Here is an 18,056-nt window from a genome sequence, read left to right as displayed (position 1 = left end):
GCGGGCTTGCTCGCGAAGACGTCATGTCAGTCGACATTGACTCCGCTGACACACCGCGTTCGCGAGCAAGCCCGCTCCCTCAGGAAGGTGAGTAATCTCAGTAAACGTCGCGGCGGTAGCGGCCCTGTTCGATCAGGCGTTCGACTTCGGTGGAGCCGAGGATGTCGTTGAGCACCTGATCCACGCCGGCGGCCATGCCCTGAAGGCTACCGCAGATGTAGATCACCGCACCGTCAGCCAGCCATTGCTTCAGCTCGTCAGCGGATTCGCGCAGGCGATCCTGCACGTAAATCTTCTGCGCCTGATCCCGTGAAAACGCCAGGTCCAGTCGGGCCAGATCGCCATTGATCAACCACTCTTCCAGCTCTGCCCGACAGAGGAAGTCGTGTTGACGATTACGTTCGCCGAACAGCAGCCAGTGGCGCTGCTGGCCGTCGGCGATGCGCGCCTTGAGCAGGCTGCGCAACCCGGCAAGACCGGTGCCGTTACCCAGCAGAATCATCGGCACTGGTTGGTTCGGCAGGTGGAAGCCACTGTTGCGGCGCACGCGCAGGCTGATGCTGCCGCCGACCGGGGCATGCTCGGTCAGCCAGCCGGAACCGATGCCCAGGCTGCCATCGCTGTGTTGTTCCTGACGCACGATCAGCTCCAGCACTCCGTCAGCGGCGATCGACGCAATCGAGTACTCGCGCATCGCCAGCGGCACCATCGCATCGACCAGCGCCTGCGCGTGCAGGCCGACCAGATGGGCGCGGTGCTCCGGCAACTGACGCGAGGCGAGGGCAACTTCCAGCGGCTCTTCGAGGCCGTTGATCTTCACGCTGGTTTCGCCACGAATGCCGAGGCCGTCGAGGAAATGCTCGACCGCCCACGCGCAATTGCGCGGCAGTACTTCCACCAGGTCGCCGGCCAGCCAGCTGCTGGTGCTCGGTGCGCTCAGGCCCAACAGGTAAACCGGCGAACCACTGCTGTCGGGGTTCAGCCGTTCGCGGCGCACCAACGTCCAGTTTTCGTAACTCGGCGCTTGCCAGGTGTCGACTGGCGTTTGCCCGGTGAGCAGCCCGAGTTGAGTCTGCCAGTGACGCAGGGCATACGGGTCGCCGCTGTCGACTTCGACCGGGGCGAACAGGGTCTTGCCGCCGTGCTCGCTCAACCATTGATGCAGGCGTCGGGCGAAGCCGCAGAAGTGCGAATACTGACGGTCACCCAGACCCAGTACCGCGTAGTTCAGGCCATCGAGGCTCGCGGCGTTGCGCAGGACTTTGCGTTCGAAGCCGCGAGCGCTGTCCGGTGCTTCACCGTCGCCGAAGGTGCTGACCACGAACAGCGCGTTGTTCGATTCACACAGATCCTGCGCGCTGACATCCGCCAATGGCTGCACCTTGACCGGCAACCCGGCGGCCTGCAATTGTCCGGCAGTCTGCCACGCCAGTTGTTCGGCGAAACCGCTTTGGCTGGCGAAACCGATCAGCCATCCAGGTGCATTGCCAGCCTGTTGTTCGAGGCCTTTGCGCGCGTCCTGAATCTGCTTTTTCTTGCGCCGACGATCCAGATACAGCAACCAGCCGGTGATGAAAAACAGCGGCATGCACAAGGCGGCGAGGGTGACGATGATCCGTCCGGCGAGCCCGAAATAGCTGCCGACGTGCAGCGCGTAAATGCTGGTCAGCAACTGCGCCTTGAAGCTCTTGTCGGCGTAGCGGTCGACGCGTTTGACGATGCCGGTGACCGGGTCGAGGGTGATCTGGTTCAAGGCGCGCTCATGCGGTGAGCTGTCGAGCAGGTAGAACACGGTCGCCGGTTGCCCGGCCACTGGCGGCATACGGATGTTGTAGGCCGACAGGCCCGGGCCGGCCGCGCTGTAGATGCTGCTCCACATTGCCGCGTAGTCGGCGGTTGGTGCCGGACCTTCCGGCGCCGGGCCGCGACCGCCGCGCACGCGCTCGTTTTGCGGCGCATCGGAAAGCAGTTTGGTCAGGCCTTTGTTGTACCACTCGTACGACCAGGACAACCCGGTCAATGCCAGCAGCAGATACACCAGCAGGCACCAGGTGCCGGCCACCGAGTGCAAATCCCAGTTGAAGCTGCGGCCCTTTTTCTTCCAGTCGAGGGTCAGCCACACGCGCCAGCTGTTCCACTGTCGTGGCCAGCGCAGGTACAGCCCGGAGAGGCAGAAGAACAACAGGATCAGGGTGCACGCGCCGGTGATGTTGCGCCCGGTATCGCCCATGGCGAGGAAGCGGTGCAGTTGCAACATCAGGCCGAAGAAATCCTGGCCTACGGCGTCGCCCATGAACTCGCCGGTGTACGGATCGAAATAGCGCATCTCGCCACGGCGCTCGCCTTTGGGCGGGGTGAAGTAGACACGTGCGGCGGTGCCGCTGTCAGTCTCGACCCAGAGCATCGAGACCTTTTTGCCGGAGGTTGCTTCGATGTGCTCTACCAGCTCGACTGGAGGCAGGACGCCGGCGACCTGTTTTTCCACCTGCAATACCGACGGGTTCAGCGCCCGCAGAATTTCGTCCTGAAACGAATAGGCGGCACCGGTAATGCCCATCAGGGCCAGCACCAGCCCGGCAGTGATGCCAAAAAACCAGTGCAGCTGGAACAGGGTTTTCTTCAACACGTCGCTCGCCTTGTCCGTTCGAAAATATGTCATCACGGCGCGCATTATGCCGTGGGTTGTCGAGAGCTTCTTTGATTACGCACAAAGGCCCCGTTCAAATGAATGAACGGGGCCATGGTCTCGCGGCGCATGCCTTTGTAGGAGTGAGCCTGCTTGCGATAGCGGTGGATCAGTCAAATCCATTCGCTGGTTGACACAACCTCATCGCGAGCAGGCTCACTCCTACAGGTTCTCGCACATTTACAACATCGGTCAGAAGTGGAAGTTGGTGCTCAACAGCGCCGTACGGCCCGCCGCCTGATTGGCGAAGTGGGTCGCGAAGGCTTTGTCGTAGTAGGTTTCGTTGGTCAGGTTCTGCACGTTGAGTTGCAGGTCGACGTTCTTGGTCAGCTTGTAGGCCGCCATGGCGTCGTAACGCACATACGAGTCGACCATGGTGGTGTTGGCCACGCTGCCGAACACGTCATCGACATAGAACGCACCGCCACCGATGGTCAGCTTCGGCGTGACCTGGTAAGTGGTCCACAGGCTGGCGCTGTTTTTCGGTGTGTTAGGCAGCTCGTTGCCGTTGTTGGCTTTGTTGGCCGGCAAGTCACCACCGTCCACTTGCTCGCTGTCCATGTAGGCGTAACCGGCGAACACCTGCCACTTGTCGGTGAGCTTGCCGCTGGCCGACAGCTCGATACCTTGCACGCGGGTCTTGCCGACGTTTTCGTACGAGGTGGTATCGACTTGAACGCGCGCGTTGTCTTTCTCGGTGCGGAAGATGTCGGCGGTCAGCGACAGGCGATCATTGAGCAAATCCCACTTGGTACCGATTTCGTAGTTTTTGGTGGTTTCCGGCTCCATGTCGCTGCTCAGCAGGTTGCCGCTGCGATCGGTGGTGCCGCCCAACGGGTTGCCGTCCATGCCTTCACCCAGGGTGCTGCCCGGTGGTGTGGCGGAGGTGGCATACGAGGCGTAGATGCTGCCGTTTGGCGCCGGCTTGTAGACCACGCCGAACTGGCCGGTGACGAACTCGCTGGTGTCCTTGCCTTTCGATTCAACACCTTTGGTCACGACGGTCGCGCCGGAGCCATCGTAGGTACGGTATTTGGTGTCGAAGTGGTCATAGCGCAGGCCCATGTTCACCAGCCACTGATCGGACAACTCCAGGGTGTCGAACGCATACAGGGCGTAGGTATTGGCCTTGGTGTCGGTACCGGCGTAATTGCGCGAGATCGCGCCGTTCCACGGGTCACCCGGGTTCGGATTCGACAGCGAAGTGCAGTTGTAGCCGCTGGACGCGCCGATCATCGACGGGGTGCAGTTGCTGCTGGAGTTGCCAGCCGAGCGCGGCGTCGTGTCAGTGTTGACGTTGTACGAAGATTTCTGGCTTTCCTCGTAGGTGTATTCGACACCTGTGGAGAAGCTGTTCTTGAAGCCGGCGACGTAGAAGTTGCCGAACAGGTCAGTCTGGTTGGTGGTGGTCTCGGTGTTGCTCACTCGAGTATTCGCACGACGCCAGACGCTGCCGTTGTTGACGTTACCCTTGCTGTCGTCCGGCTGGGTCAGGATGTAGTCCTGCATGCTGGTGCCGTGGCGCAGGGTGTTCTTGATGGTCAGCGAGTCGCTCAGGTCGTGCTCGATGGCGAAGGTCGCGGTGTCGGTGCGGCCCTTGCGGAAGTCGCGACCGTCCAGTCCATAGAAGTTGCTGTGATCGCCACCCGAGTACGGTTTGTCCGGGTTGGACTTGGTGCGTGCAGCCGAACCACCGGCCGGAATGGTGTACGGAATGCCCGAGTCCGGAGTGTCGTTGCTTTCGAGATGGTAGTAATCGAGATTGACGCGGGTGTCGGTGCCAAGGCCGAACGCCAGAGACGGGGCGATACCCCAGCGGTCATAGTCGACGCTGTCACGCCCGGCGACGTTGCTCTCGTGGCTCATCAGGTTCAGACGGCCGGCAGCGGTGTCGCTGAACTGGTAGTTGCCGTCCAGGGTGTAGCGCTGAGTCTGGTCGGAGCCCCAGGTGAAGCCGCCGTCGAAGGAGTTGCCCAGGTGCGCTTTCTTGCTCACCAGGTTGATGCTGCCACCGGCCGCGCCGCGACCGCCGATAGCCGAGTTCGGGCCTTTGCTGACTTCGATGTTTTCCACGGCGAAGATTTCGCGGCTCTGCGAACCGGTGTCACGCACGCCGTCGAGGTAGGTGTCGCCCTGGGCGTCGAAACCACGGATGAACGGACGGTCACCCTGCGGGTTGCCACCTTCACCGGCGCCAAAAGTGATGCCCGGTACGGTGCGCAGCGCGTCCTGCATGTTCAGGGCGCCAGTGTCTTTCAAAACTTGTTGCGGGATCACGGTCACCGAGCGCGGCGTGTCGACCAGCGGTGCGGTGTACTTGGGCGAGGAGGCTTTTTCGACCTGATAGGACGTCGAGTCCTGGGCTTGGCCGGTGATGGCGGTAGCGTCCAGGGCGATGGCATTGCCGGAGGCTTTGCTGTCGGTCTTCTCGGCGGCGAACACCATGTGGCCAGCGGAACCGGCGGTGATTGCCACGCCGATGGCGGAAGCGAGCAGACGTGGTGAACTCACCGGTAATTGTGCGTGTTGACGTGCCATTTTTATTCCCTCCCCAAGGATTTGAGGGGGCGGAATATAGGGTAAACAGGTATTCGTATCAATTGCGAAACATTGCTATCCGTACTGAATTTACATTCTTTACAATTTAACCTTACGGTTTTTGCCAGTTCATTCGTCTAGCGGGTTTTACACAGCCAATAAGAATCAATACCATTGCCGCCTCTTTGCCATCAGGTGACTTCGACATGCTGCTGCACATCCCTGCTCTGTTCGAGAAAGACGAAGTGCGGCGCATCCGCGAGGCTCTGGAACAGGCCGACTGGGCCGATGGCAAGATCACGGCCGGTTTTCAATCGGCCAAGGCCAAGCACAACCTGCAGTTGCCGGAGGGCCATCCACTGGCCAAGGAAATTGGTGCGGCGATGCTCGAACGGCTGTGGAAAAACCTGCAGTTCATGTCCGCTGCACTGCCGCACAAAGTGTTCCCGCCGTTACTCAACTGCTACACGGCCGGTGGCAGTTTCGACTTTCACATCGACAATGCGGTGCGCCAGCCCAAGGGCAGTATCGAGCGGGTGCGCACCGATCTGTCGGCCACGCTGTTTTTCAGCGAGCCTGCGGATTACGACGGTGGCGAGCTGGAAATCCAGGACACCTTTGGCACCCAGCGAGTGAAGCTGCCCGCCGGCGACATGGTGCTGTACCCGGGCAGCAGCCTGCACAAGGTCAACGCCGTCACCCGCGGTGCGCGCTATGCGTCGTTCTTCTGGACGCAAAGCCTGGTACGCGAAGACAGCCAGCGTGCGCTGCTGTTCGAAATGGACGGGGCGATCCAGCAACTGACGCAAGACATGCCCGATCACCCGTCGCTGATCCGCCTCACCGGCACCTATCACAATCTGTTGCGGCGCTGGGTCGAGGTATGAGTTACCAACTGCGGCGCGAAGAAGTGCTCGACGGCACGCAACTCAGCGCCATGCTCGAAGAAAGCCCGGCCCGTGCCGCGCAGGCGATTCTGCTCGCGGCCGGCCAGGGCATTGTCGAAGCGCAGGCGCTGCTCGGACAAATTCTGCTCGACGGCCGCGGCATCGCCCAGGATCTGCCGCTGGCGCTGCGCTGGTTCGGCATCGCTGCCGGGCAAGGGCATCTGATGGCGCGCAATATGCTCGGCCGTTGTCATGAACATGGCTGGGGTTGTGTGGCCAGCGCAGAACTCGCTGCACGCCATTACCAGACGGCCGCCGACGCGGGGCTTGATTGGGCGATGTACAACCTGGCAAATCTGCATGCCACCGGACGTGGAATACCCGCAAACCAGGCGCAGGCCCTCGCCCTGTACTGCCGCGCTGCCGAGTCGGGACATGCCAAGTCGATGAACCTGTTGGGCCGGTATCTGGAAGAAGGACGTCACTGTCCGCAAGATCTGCCAGCGGCGCGTGACTGGTATCGTCGAGCGGCTGAGGGCGGCGATTTTCGTGGTCAATTCAGTCACGCCGCGGTGCTTGCCGATGAGGGACGCATTGATGACGCTCTCGGTTGGCTACGCAAGGCGCTGTGCGCGGGCAATGTGAATTTCCTGCGAATCGCCAGTGTGTCTTTGTTGAATGCACAACATCCGCACATTCGTGCAATGGCCGGCGCTTATAAATTGCGGTTGGAAGAGTTAGTTGCTTTGTAAGTATTTATTCTGCGGTTAGTTGGTTTTGTAAAGTTGATATGGTTGTTCTTGGTTAAGTGTCTGGGTCGATGATTTAATTGTATTGATTGCTAATATTTTAACGCTTGTTGATTGCTGTCTTGCTGTCCTAAGGTTGTTTTGCGATGTCGGTACTCAAGTTGAAGTGAGTCGCTTGATGATGTTGTGTATATAAAATGACTTTTATTAAATATCCGAAGAATACAAGGAGTATCTTATGGAGTTCAAAATGGACAGCAAGATTGTCGAGGTCGCCGCAAAGGCGCCTCTGATGTTTGTAAATGCTTCGCTCGGTGAAGGTGAAGAATACAATCGGGAAACCGGGATTCAGTTAACCAAAAAGCAGATTGTCAACCTGCGCAAGTATCAGGATCTGGGGCTGTCGTTTCCCGTTCGGCTGGCGGATGTCGTTGCCTTCCTGAATTATGGCGCCGGGGATACGGGGAGTGTTGGTCTCAAGGCAACAGACTTCCTGCGGACATTCACCTGTACCTTCGACCATGCGAAGCGCTGGCCCACGTTGCGTGAAAAAATCATGCTCACGGGTACTGATCTGAAGATTTTTGCCGGCAGCATCATTCGTACGGGTAAAGGCATCGTAGAGATCTACGAAGACCTGAAAGCCTCCAGGTATCTGGAGGAATACGACATCAATACGCCGGAAGAGTATCTGCAGCTGAAGCGCACGATGCCGGGTCTTCCCGACTTGGAATTGCCGTCCGGTGATGTGCCAGAAATCAAGGCCTACCTGAATGACATGCTGGCCAAAGTCATGCAGTGCCACGCGAAGGCCGAGCATGTCAGGTCAGAGCTCGACAGTTTCGGCACTGATATGCGCGAGATCGTGCTGCCGGAGATCAAGCTGCGACTGGAGTTCGTGTCGCGCAATACCTATCAGGCAGACATCCAGGCCCTGCAGAACGAAATCGACCAGCGCTCGAAAGAAATCGATGAACTGAACAAGCAATATGATCAGTTGGTTCAGGAAGCGATCAGGTCGGCAGCGACACTGAATATCGGTGGTTTGATTCTCGGTATCTATCAGGGCGTCAAAGCTGAAAAGATCCGCAAGGAGCGAAACCTGTTGAAGGCGGAGCAACAGGCCTCCAACGAGGTAATGGCCAGCAAAGACCAGACGCTGAGCTCCCTGAACAAAGTGCGCGATGATTTGCAAAACCTGAGTTATGTAGCGATTGAAGCTGAAGTCGCCACGCAGAACCTGATGCTGGTATGGAATGCGCTGAGCACCTATATCAATGCCTCCGTCAAAGAAGTGGATCAGCTTCAAGAAGCAACTTCCCTGAGGAAGTTCAAGAACCAGATTCTCGGCATTGTTGATCCGTGGGAGCAGATCAAGGTGAGTTCCGATCAGCTGCTGGACGTCTTCGCGGCGGCAGATAAAGAGTATGAAAACGGCATTGCAGTATCTAGGAGTAAAACAACCATGTTGTCGCTAAGTAATCATCCTGCCGTTTCGGATTTTGATGTCGTGGCTTTGCGGGCACAGGGTGCCGCGGTTCAGGCGAGTAATGTCACTGCGCAAATGCTGGGCGAACAGTTCAATTATCTGCCGGGTACCGTCCGCACAATGAATGGGCTGACGGTCGCTATCCAGAAAGCCACATTTGAACTTCGTAATCAGGCCCAGACGATAGGGATCAATCTGGAGCGTGCGCAGAACAAGCTGAAGACCGCTCTGAGCGAACGTCTCGAATATCCGGAAGACGCGGATGAAATCCACGAGGAAATGGAAAGCGAGCTCAAGAATGTATCGATGAAAGTCGCCGAATACGCGGCCGATTTGAAAATGACCCACAACGGCTTGAGTACCGCCTATGACCGGTTGGCTTCGGCGCAATGGATCATGACGCTACATAAGGACCGGGCCTCCACCGAGGCACTGAAGGTCAAGGCGGAAGGAAAAGTCGTCGATTTCGAGAAACAGATGAACTCGGTGTCTGAAGCGCTCGAGCTGCTCGCGAAAGCAGGGGTGGAGAAAATCGGTCAGGAAGCCCGATTGACACTGGATAACCTGAAAGCCCTGGGGCTGGCGCCACCGCAGATCCAGATTGCGCTGTTCGCCATTGATACCTTGAAAAAAATGATCGCGGGTATAGGCGAGGCCATTTCCTATCTGAACATGCTGGCGGCTTACAACCAGCTCAAGGAAAAAGCGGCTGATCTAAGGGCGCAGTTGAAGAAGCACATCAACGATATTGAACAGATCGATGGAAAGATTCAGCTGGTGCGAGTCCTCGACCAACTGGACGACGAGCGCTGGGGTTACGTGAATGAGTTCTCGAATCTGGTAATCCGGTTTGAGATTTTCACCCGGGACTTCAAGCAAGACAAGTCGCAGCCAGTCGAGCAGCGAACGGCAGAAGCAATTACCCGGATTGCCGACGTCAGGCAGTTCCTGAAAACTGTTCAGAAGTAAGGAGTCGAGGCGGTGGGCGACATGCCCACCGCTTCCCTGTCACTCATGAAAACACTAGCCTATGAATTCTCCACAGCGCAACGACGCGTGCTGGATCGATACACAAGTTTCCTCGGTTCTCTTCACCCCACCTTCAACAATATTCCTTTGGTGTTTGAACGTCGCAGAGCCAGCGGTCATCAACTGGCGGTACTGGCCAGTGATTCGCGTTTGAACAACGCCAGTTTCAATGCGTGCTACTTGCAGGAGTTCTGGCAGCGCACCGAAGAGGCTCGGCGCCAGTGCAGCACCTACGTCGCGGATCTCGCTGCGTTTACCGCTGAAACGCTGGAAATCATCCGGAATACTTCAAGGAACGAGCCTCTCAGTCAGGTGGATTTCAAGTTGTACAGCTTATCCAGGTCGCCAACCTGGAAGTTGTTTCCCCCCACCGATGTCCCGGACCTTGTTCACGAACTGGCGCTTCGTTTTTCCTCGCTGAGGGCAGCGATACGCCAACTGAAATACACCATCGCCGAGGTGCATGACGAGTCATTCGGACTCAAGTCGGTGTTTGGCAGGGCGATGGATCATCGCTCGTGCCAGTGCCATACCCAGCCCGCAGTGGTTGAGGAGTTGTTTCGTGAAGCGCGCACGACGCCGGTTTGGGACCTGGCTTATTCGTCAGCGGATCTGCTCGTCAGAGCCGCAGAATACAAAGCTGATATTGCCGGGTTGTTTAACGGATTGGCTTCCGTGAGTTCGCACATCAGCGTGTTTCTCGAAGAAACGGGCTTGCGCATCGACATGCTGTTCAATGACTTATTGAGGGCAGAGCGTGTGTCGAAACTCGGCGAGTTGAATTTCCACCTGGCCGCCACGCAAGAGGGCGCCGATGAGTTCATGACGATGCTCAATCATCTTGAGACCTGGCTGCGCAAATAAAAGAGGCCCATGCATGCATGGGCCTTTTCAGTTGAAGCATCGCTTACACGTAATACGATTTCAGCGGCGGGAAGCCATTGAACTCCACGGCGCTGTAACTGGTGGTGTAGGCACCGGTCGACAGCCAGTACAGACGATCACCGATCGCCAGGTTCAGTGGCAGGCCGTACTTGTAGTTTTCGTACATGATGTCGGCGCTGTCGCAGGTTGGGCCGGCGATCACCACTTCTTCCATCTCGCCTTTCTTCTCGGTCCAGATCGGGAACTTGATCGCTTCGTCCATGGTTTCGATCAGGCCGGAGAACTTGCCCACATCGGTGTACACCCAACGCTCGACGGCGGTGCGCGATTTACGTGCAACCAGTACCACTTCGCTGACCAGGATGCCGGCGTTGGCGATCAGCGAACGGCCCGGTTCGAGAATGATTTCCGGCAGGTCATCACCGAAGTCTTCTTTCAGGAAACGGATGATTTCTTCGGCGTAGGTTTCCAGGCTGTTGGTGCGGGTGATGTAGTTGGCCGGGAAGCCGCCGCCCATGTTGATCAGCTTCAGGTGAATGCCGTCTTCTTCTTTCAGGCGTTCGAAGATCACTTTGACCTTGGCGATCGCCGCGTCCCAGACGCTGATATCGCGCTGCTGCGAGCCCACGTGGAACGAGATGCCGTACGGCACCAGGCCGAGGTCGCGAGCGAGGATCAGCAGGTCCATGGCCATGTCGGTCTGGCAACCGAACTTGCGCGACAGTGGCCAGTCGGCGGTGGTTGAACCTTCGGTGAGGATGCGTACATAGACTTTGGAACCCGGCGCCGCCTTGGCGATGTTGCGCAGGTCGGCTTCGGAGTCGGTGGAGAACAGACGCACGCCCTTCTCGTAGAAGTAGCGGATGTCCTTGGATTTCTTGATGGTGTTGCCGTAGCTGATACGGTCGGCGCTGACGCCGCGATCCATCACTTTGTCCAGCTCATAGATGGAGGCGATGTCGAAGCTCGAACCTTTCTCTTTGAGCAGGTCGATGATCTCGACGGCCGGGTTGGCCTTGACCGCGTAGTAGACCTTGGCGAATTCGAAACCGGCGCGCAGGTCATCGTAGGCCTGGGCGATCATCGCGGTGTCGATCACCACGAACGGGGTTTCCTGTTTGTCGGCAAACGCCTTCATTTTGTCGAATGTAGCGCGCGCGAAATAGTCTTCGACCTGGATCGACATACTTGGGACTCCTAGTGGCAAACGTCGTTAATCAATGGGTGCAAATGAACGTCCTCCGTATCCCCACTTTGGTTCGCCTACTTCCCAAGGCATGTCGCCGAAAGCAAAAAGGCCATGGGAAATGTAGCTTTCTTTCCCTTGGCCTTGCTGTCTCGTCGTCAGTACTTGAGCCGGATGGATCGTTTCCAGCATGGACGTTCGGCGCGAACTTTAGGACGTGAGGGGCCTGAGATCAACTAAAAATGTCGCGTTTTTGCACGCTTCTGACGTGCGTCGCGGATATCACTCTTTGTAGCCGACCGAGATGACGGGCAGATGTTCCCAGAGATTTTTAAAGTGTTAAAAATACCTGCACGTTCGCGGCTTTTGCCGGCTAACTCGTGGGTAAGTGTGATGGCATCAACATCGGCGACGTTGGCGGCGAGACGAGGGTGTGAGGGGGATTTTGGTTGTTTGGGGAGGTCTGTTTGCAGAGGTTCTGCGGACGCTGCTGTTGAGATTTTTTTCCGCCCTGCGCGTGACCATAAAATTACACAATTCCTGTGGGAGCGAGCCTGCTCGCGAAAGCATTCTCACAGCCAGCATCATTGCTGACTGATATTGCGCCTTCGCGAGCAGGCTCGCTCCCACGGTTTTGCGTTTTTACGCGACCACGGCCTCAGCCGGCGAGACGATATTGGTCTTCATCCCGCGCGAACGCCCCGAACTCAGATAAGCCGCAATCGATTCCTGCGTCACCTCGCCGAGGAACACCCGCTCGGCATCCATCACCGGCAGCCACGAACGATTGAACTCGTACATGCGCGACAGCAGGATGCGCAAATGCTCGTCGTACGCCGCCGTGGCGTTGAATTCGCGCAGGAATTGCGCACAAGTCCCGGTCTGACGGTGCAGGTCGCGACGACGCACGTAACCCAGCGCCTTGTTCTCGGCGCAGGTGACCACCACGTAGCGGCGGTCATGCTCGTCCATCAACTCCAGCGCATCGGCCACCGGGGTGTCCGGACTGACCGATGGCGCGTTGTCGGCGGCGTCTTCGGCTTTCACCAGCAGCAGGCGTTTGAGGGTGCTGTCCTGGCCAACGAAGTTGCTGACAAAGTCGTCCGCCGGATGCGCGAGCAGGGTGTCGGGGTGATCGATCTGCAACAGTTTGCCGGCGCGGAAAATCGCGATCTTGTCGCCCAGCTTGATCGCTTCGTCGATGTCGTGGCTGACCATGATCACGGTCTTGTTCAGCGCGCGCTGCATCTCGAAGAATTCGTTCTGGATCATCTCGCGGTTGATCGGATCGACCGCGCCGAACGGCTCATCCATCAACAATAGCGGCGCATCCGCCGCCAGTGCGCGAATCACGCCGATGCGCTGTTGCTGGCCGCCGGACAGTTCACGCGGGTAGCGGTGCAGATACTGCTTGGGTTCCAGTTTGATCATGCTCATCAATTCGCGAGCACGGTCGTGGCACTTCTGTTTGTCCCAGCCGAGCAGTTTCGGCACGACGACGATGTTCTCTTCGATGGTCATGTTGGGGAACAGACCGATCTGCTGGATCACGTAGCCGATGTTGCGGCGCAGGGTCACTTCGTCGAGATCAGTGGTGTCTTCGCCGTTGATGAGGATCTTGCCTGAAGTCGGTTTGATCAGGCGGTTGATCATTTTCAGCGTGGTGCTTTTGCCGCAACCCGATGGCCCGAGGAACACACAGATTTCGCCTTCATTGACGGTCAGGCTTACCGAGTCCACGGCTTTGACGTCTTTGCCGTTGCTTTGGAAAGTTTTGCTGAGGTTTTGAAGTTCGATCATTTGAGGAGTCCTTTTGGAGTCAGCGTACGTTGCAGCCACTGCAGGAGAAGGTCGGCGAAGATCGCCAGAAGACTGACCAGCAGCGCGCCGACGATGAGCATCGACATGTCGCTGCGGCTGATGGAGGCGAGGATCAGCACGCCGAGGCCGCCGGCGCCGATGGTCGCGGCGATGGTCATTACGCCGATGTTCATCACCACGGCGGTGCGCACGCCAGCGAGGATCACTGGCACCGCAATCGGCAGCTCCACCATGCGCAGGCGCTGGCCGAAGGTCATGCCAATACCGCGTGCGGCTTCACGGATGCCCGGTTCGACGCCGGTCAGGGCGAGGTAGGTGTTGCGCATGATCGGCAGCAGCGAATAGAGGAACACTGCGGTGATCGCCGGCATCGGCCCCAGGCCCTGGCCGAACTTCGAATAGAACGGCAGCAGCAGGCCGAACAGCGCAATCGACGGCACGGTCAGCAGCACCGTGGCGCTGGCCTGCAAAGGCCCGGCGAGGGCCGGAAACCGGGTCATCAGAATGCCCAGCGGCACACCGATGAGGATCGCCAGCGTCACTGCGATGCCGACCAGGGTGATGTGCTGCCAGGTCAGGTGCATCACCTGCTGCCAGTCGAGGTGGGAAAAGGCGTTCAGAAATTCCATGACTTTTCCTCCTTAGTTGAGTGGATGCTGACGCAGGAAATCGGCGGCCACTTTCGATGGGCTCTCATGATCGACATCGACCCGCGCGTTGAGCTGGCGCATGGTTTCGTCGTCGAACAGTTCGGCCAGCGGTTTGAGTTGCTCGGCCAGTTGCGGGTGCGCATCCAGATACGCCTGACGCACCACCGGCGCGGCGGTGTAGTCGGGGAAGTAGTGCTTGTCGTCGTCGAGCAGTTTCAGGCCGAAGGCGTTGAGACGACCGTCAGTGGTGTAGACCAGACCGGCAAACACCTGGCCGTTGCGCAGCGCGGTGTAGACCAGCCCCGCGTCCATCTGGCGGATGTTCTTGCGGGTCAGGTTCATGCCGTAGAGATCGACCATGCCGACCAGCCCGTCAGAGCGGTTGGCGAACTCGGTGTCCAAAGCCACCAGATGATTGGTCTTGGCCTCGGCGCGCAGGACTTCGTTCAACTGACTGATGTTGGTGATCTGCGGATATTCCTCGGCGACGTTTTTCGGCAGCGCGAGGGCGTAGGTATTGCTGAATTTCGACGGGGTCAGCCAGACCAGGCCTTTTTTCGCGTCGAGTTGTTTGACCCGGGCGTAGGACTGTTCGCTGTCGAGTTTTTCGGTGACATGGTTGTAGGCCACCAGCGACACGCCGGTGTATTCCCAGAGCATGTCCAGTTGCCCGCTTTCGTGGGCGCTGCGGGCTAGGTTGCTGCCCAGCCCGCCGGTGATCTGCGCGTCGTAGCCTTTGCTGCGCAGGTATTGCGCGGTGATTTCCGCGAGCAGGGTCTGCTCGGTGAACACCCGGGCGCCGAGGCGGATCACGGGTTTCTCGGCGGCTTGCGCCAATCCTGCAAACAGCAGGACGCAGCCTAGGATCAAGCTAAGTCGTTTCATATTCATTCCTTCGCAAAAGCCTTAAGACGGGCGCAGACCGCGTTCCAGCCAGAGACGGCTGGCGAGGGTGACCACGCCATCGAGCAGCAGGGCCAGCAGTGCGGTGCACGCAGCGCCGAGCAGCAGTTGCGGCTGATTGTTCAGGGCGATGCCAGGGAAGATCAGGCTGCCGAGGCTGTTGGCACCGATCAGGAACGCCAGTGGCGCAGTCCCGACGTTGATCGCCAGCGCCACACGCACACCACCAACGATGATCGGCACGGCGTTGGGCAATTCGACTTTCCACAGCACCTGGCGCGGGGTCATGCCGATGCCGACGGCCGCTTCTTTCAGCGAGCCCTGCACGTTTTTCAGGCCTTCGTAGGTGTTGCGCACAATCGGCAACAGGGAGGCGAGGAACAGAGCGAAGATCGCCGGGCCACTACCGATGCCGAGAATGCCCAGGGCAATCGCGAGCACGGCCAACGGTGGCACGGTGTTGCCGATATTGAAGATCTGCATAAAGCGTTCGGCACGTCCGACCATGGTCGGGCGACTGAGGAAGATGCCGGCGGGGATGCCCACGACAAGGGCGGCCAGCATTGAAGCGAGGACGAGAATCAGATGAGCTTGCAGGTAAAACAACAAATCGTCGCGGTAGTGTTCGATCGTGTTGATGCCGATCCAGTGGACCAGCAGGGCCAGGAGCGCGATCACCACCGCACCTCCCATCAGCCCTTTGCCATAGCGGATAGCCACAGGCGGACTCCTTTTTTATAGTCGGCGAGCGCAGTCCCGTGTGGCATGCCGTACATGGCTGCCGGGAGAGTCGTTCGCGAAAAGTAGCCGTTTTTCAGAGCCGGCAAAGCGGTCTGAAAGCGAGCCATAAGCGCAGCCTCGTCAGGCTAACTTGCTGATTTTTCAGCCCCTGACGAAATGTCGTAACAGGGGATGGACGTCTCCGTGCTTTAAAAGGTTCCCATCCGGGGCAGCATTTGGCCACCCTTAATGTGCTCAACGGTTCGGTTATTGCATCGACTTGGGCTATAATCGCGGCCCTTTTTTGAATCACCGCCAGGCGATTTCCCATGACCAACCAGGCCGCCGAAGTCGCGAAACGCCGCACTTTCGCCATTATTTCCCACCCCGATGCCGGTAAAACCACGATCACCGAAAAGCTCCTGTTGATGGGCAAGGCGATTGCGGTGGCCGGTACGGTGAAATCCCGTAAATCCGATCGCCATGCGACATCCGACTGGATGGAGATGGAGAAGCAACGGGGTATTTCCATTACCACGTCGGTCATGCAGTTCCCGTATCGCGAACACATGATCAACCTGCTCGACACCCCGGGCCACGAAGACTTCTCCGAAGATACTTACCGCACCCTGACGGCGGTGGACTCGGCACTGATGGTCCTTGACGGCGGTAAAGGTGTAGAGCCGCGTACCATTGCGCTGATGGACGTCTGCCGTCTGCGTGACACGCCAATTGTCAGCTTCATCAACAAACTCGACCGCGACATCCGCGACCCGATCGAACTGCTCGACGAGATCGAAGCCGTTCTGAAGATCAAGGCTGCGCCGATCACCTGGCCGATCGGTTGCTACCGCGATTTCAAGGGCGTGTACCACCTGGCCGACGACTACATCATTGTCTACACCGCCGGTCACGGTCACGAACGCACCGAAACCAAGATCATCGAGAAGCTCGACTCGGACGAGGCGCGTGCGCACCTGGGCGACGAGTACGACCGTTTCCTCGAACAGCTGGAACTGGTGCAGGGCGCCTGCCACGAGTTCAACCAGCAGGAGTTCCTCGACGGTCAACTGACCCCGGTGTTCTTCGGTACCGCACTGGGCAACTTCGGTGTCGACCACGTGCTTGACGCGGTAGTGGACTGGGCACCGCGCCCGCTGGCCCGTGTCGCCAACGAGCGTACCGTCGAGCCGGTCGAAGAGAAGTTTTCGGGCTTCATCTTCAAGATCCAGGCGAACATGGACCCGAAACACCGTGACCGTATCGCCTTCATGCGTATTTGCTCCGGCAAGTACGAAAAAGGCATGAAGATGCGCCACGTGCGCACCGGCAAGGACGTGCGCATCGGCGACGCCCTGACGTTCTTCTCCTCCGAGCGTGAGCAACTGGAAGAGGCGTACGCCGGTGACATCATCGGTCTGCACAACCACGGCACGATCCAGATCGGCGACACCTTCAGCGAAGGCGAAGTCCTCGGCTTCACCGGTATCCCGCACTTCGCCCCGGAACTGTTCCGTCGCGTGCGTTTGCGTGATCCGCTGAAATCCAAGCAGCTGCGTCAGGGCCTGCAGCAACTGGCTGAAGAGGGCGCCACTCAGGTGTTCTTCCCGGAGCGCAGCAACGACATCATCCTTGGCGCCGTCGGTGTGCTGCAGTTCGATGTGGTCGCCAGCCGCTTGAAAGAGGAATACAAGGTCGAGTGCTCGTATGAGCCGATCACTGTGTACTCTGCGCGATGGATTGAATGCGCTGACAAGAAGAAGCTTGAGGAATTCTCTAACAAGGCTGTGGAGAACCTGGCGTTGGATGGTGGTGGTCACCTGACCTATCTTGCGCCGACGCGGGTTAACCTGGCGTTGATGGAGGAGCGTTGGCCGGATGTGAAGTTCCGTGCGACGCGTGAGCATCATTAAGCGTTGAGGTGTTTTGTCTGAAACCCCTGAGGTGTATGCCTTGGGGGTTTTTTTTGGGCTGTTTGTCTTGGCGGCCTTTGGGCCGACCATGTTCTTTGGGGGTGGGGGTATATCCGTTTCTGTGGGTGGGGCGGGTGGCGGTTCCGCTCTTACAGCGGGTCACTTTTTCAGACGCCAAAAAGTAACCAAAAGGCTGGGCCCCGGCGTTCGGCCCTCGCTTAGGCTCGGGTTCCTTCGTTGCGGGGTTCATCCGGGGGCATCGTCTACGGTTTGCTTCGCTGCACCTCCTCTCGATGTGTTTGGCTGCGCCAAACGGTCGCTTCGCTCCCACCCCCGGATAAACCCCTCCACTCAGCCTGCCGAAGGGGCCTTTCAGATCAAGATCAAGAGCTGCAGCCGAGCTAACGCTCATCCTGTTGAGTGGGGCGGCTTTGCCGCATGGAGGTGGCCTGACAGCCGACCAGTCCCCAACTGACACCCAATCCAATTGTAGGAGTGAGCCTGCTCGCGAAGGCGGCCTACGAGCCGACCAATCCCCACCTGAACATACCCAATCCAATTGTAGGAGTGAGCCTGTTCACGAAGGCGGCCTACGAGCCG

12 protein-coding genes are annotated in these 18,056 nt (G+C 58.5%); 5 read left to right on the top strand and 7 right to left on the bottom strand.

Going from position 1 to position 18,056, the window contains the following annotated elements:
- Positions 1–97: 97 nt before the first annotated feature.
- Positions 98–2,626: a sulfite reductase flavoprotein subunit alpha gene (locus U862_RS0110905; RefSeq protein WP_025110436.1), complete on the bottom strand. Its 2,529-nt coding sequence runs from the start codon at positions 2,624–2,626 to the stop codon at positions 98–100.
- 252 nt (positions 2,627–2,878) lie between these two features.
- The gene (locus U862_RS0110900; protein ID WP_025110435.1) at positions 2,879–5,224 is read right to left on the bottom strand and encodes a TonB-dependent siderophore receptor; all 2,346 of its coding nucleotides are present in this window, start codon (positions 5,222–5,224) and stop codon (positions 2,879–2,881) included.
- Positions 5,225–5,430: 206 nt separating this feature from the next.
- On the opposite strand from U862_RS0110900, the gene U862_RS0110895 reads away from it, so the two are divergent.
- The 4 genes from U862_RS0110895 to U862_RS0110880 all read left to right on the top strand — a co-directional run bounded on the left by U862_RS0110895 (position 5,431) and on the right by U862_RS0110880 (position 10,242).
- Positions 5,431–6,111 (top strand): Fe2+-dependent dioxygenase, encoded by a 681-nt coding sequence (locus tag U862_RS0110895; protein WP_025110434.1) that lies wholly within the window; start codon positions 5,431–5,433, stop codon positions 6,109–6,111.
- Positions 6,108–6,863: a tetratricopeptide repeat protein gene (locus U862_RS0110890; protein WP_025110433.1), complete on the top strand. Its 756-nt coding sequence runs from the start codon at positions 6,108–6,110 to the stop codon at positions 6,861–6,863. Before U862_RS0110895 ends, U862_RS0110890 begins: the two co-directional genes overlap by 4 nt.
- A gap of 247 nt (positions 6,864–7,110) precedes the next feature.
- Positions 7,111–9,318, top strand: coding sequence for an alpha-xenorhabdolysin family binary toxin subunit A (locus U862_RS0110885; RefSeq protein ID WP_256214662.1), 2,208 nt, complete (start codon positions 7,111–7,113; stop codon positions 9,316–9,318).
- 21 nt (positions 9,319–9,339) lie between these two features.
- Complete coding sequence (locus tag U862_RS0110880; protein WP_256214668.1) at positions 9,340–10,242, top strand: hypothetical protein; 903 nt, start codon at positions 9,340–9,342, stop codon at positions 10,240–10,242.
- A 43-nt stretch (positions 10,243–10,285) separates the two neighbouring features.
- Here U862_RS0110880 and U862_RS0110875 read toward each other — a convergent pair whose 3' ends face one another.
- The 5 genes from U862_RS0110875 to U862_RS0110855 form a co-directional block, all read right to left on the bottom strand.
- Positions 10,286–11,449, bottom strand: coding sequence for a type III PLP-dependent enzyme (locus U862_RS0110875; protein ID WP_025110430.1), 1,164 nt, complete (start codon positions 11,447–11,449; stop codon positions 10,286–10,288).
- Positions 11,450–12,091: 642 nt separating this feature from the next.
- Positions 12,092–13,249, bottom strand: a complete 1,158-nt coding sequence (locus tag U862_RS0110870) for a betaine/proline/choline family ABC transporter ATP-binding protein (RefSeq protein WP_025110429.1) — start codon at positions 13,247–13,249, stop codon at positions 12,092–12,094.
- Complete coding sequence (locus U862_RS0110865; protein WP_025110428.1) at positions 13,246–13,899, bottom strand: ABC transporter permease; 654 nt, start codon at positions 13,897–13,899, stop codon at positions 13,246–13,248. Before U862_RS0110865 ends, U862_RS0110870 begins: the two co-directional genes overlap by 4 nt.
- A gap of 12 nt (positions 13,900–13,911) precedes the next feature.
- Positions 13,912–14,805 (bottom strand): glycine betaine ABC transporter substrate-binding protein, encoded by an 894-nt coding sequence (locus U862_RS0110860; RefSeq protein WP_025110427.1) that lies wholly within the window; start codon positions 14,803–14,805, stop codon positions 13,912–13,914.
- Between the two features lie 21 nt (positions 14,806–14,826).
- Positions 14,827–15,516 carry an ABC transporter permease gene (locus tag U862_RS0110855; RefSeq protein ID WP_172667905.1) on the bottom strand — a complete coding sequence of 230 codons (690 nt, stop codon included), beginning with the start codon at positions 15,514–15,516 and terminating at the stop codon, positions 14,827–14,829.
- Positions 15,517–15,872: 356 nt separating this feature from the next.
- Here U862_RS0110855 and U862_RS0110850 point away from each other — a divergent pair, with 356 nt between their 5' ends.
- Positions 15,873–17,456, top strand: coding sequence for a peptide chain release factor 3 (locus U862_RS0110850; RefSeq protein WP_025110426.1), 1,584 nt, complete (start codon positions 15,873–15,875; stop codon positions 17,454–17,456).
- The last annotated feature ends 600 nt before the right edge of the window (positions 17,457–18,056 follow it).

The sequence above is a fragment of the Pseudomonas sp. H1h genome, from assembly GCF_000633255.1.
Lineage (GTDB): Bacteria > Pseudomonadota > Gammaproteobacteria > Pseudomonadales > Pseudomonadaceae > Aquipseudomonas.
This window is presented reverse-complemented; position numbering and strand designations above follow the sequence as displayed.

What these genes read in the sequence shown, in the direction of transcription:
- U862_RS0110900 (WP_025110435.1), bottom strand. Translation starts at nt 5,224, where the DNA reads ATGGCACGTCAACACGCACAATTACCGGTGAGTTCACCACGTCTGCTC.
- U862_RS0110895 (WP_025110434.1), top strand. Translation starts at nt 5,431, where the DNA reads ATGCTGCTGCACATCCCTGCTCTGTTCGAGAAAGACGAAGTGCGGCGC.
- U862_RS0110890 (WP_025110433.1), top strand. Translation starts at nt 6,108, where the DNA reads ATGAGTTACCAACTGCGGCGCGAAGAAGTGCTCGACGGCACGCAACTC.
- U862_RS0110885 (WP_256214662.1), top strand. Translation starts at nt 7,111, where the DNA reads ATGGACAGCAAGATTGTCGAGGTCGCCGCAAAGGCGCCTCTGATGTTT.
- U862_RS0110880 (WP_256214668.1), top strand. Translation starts at nt 9,340, where the DNA reads ATGCCCACCGCTTCCCTGTCACTCATGAAAACACTAGCCTATGAATTC.
- U862_RS0110875 (WP_025110430.1), bottom strand. Translation starts at nt 11,449, where the DNA reads ATGTCGATCCAGGTCGAAGACTATTTCGCGCGCGCTACATTCGACAAA.
- U862_RS0110870 (WP_025110429.1), bottom strand. Translation starts at nt 13,249, where the DNA reads ATGATCGAACTTCAAAACCTCAGCAAAACTTTCCAAAGCAACGGCAAA.
- U862_RS0110865 (WP_025110428.1), bottom strand. Translation starts at nt 13,899, where the DNA reads ATGGAATTTCTGAACGCCTTTTCCCACCTCGACTGGCAGCAGGTGATG.
- U862_RS0110860 (WP_025110427.1), bottom strand. Translation starts at nt 14,805, where the DNA reads ATGAAACGACTTAGCTTGATCCTAGGCTGCGTCCTGCTGTTTGCAGGA.
- U862_RS0110855 (WP_172667905.1), bottom strand. Translation starts at nt 15,516, where the DNA reads ATGGGAGGTGCGGTGGTGATCGCGCTCCTGGCCCTGCTGGTCCACTGG.
- U862_RS0110850 (WP_025110426.1), top strand. Translation starts at nt 15,873, where the DNA reads ATGACCAACCAGGCCGCCGAAGTCGCGAAACGCCGCACTTTCGCCATT.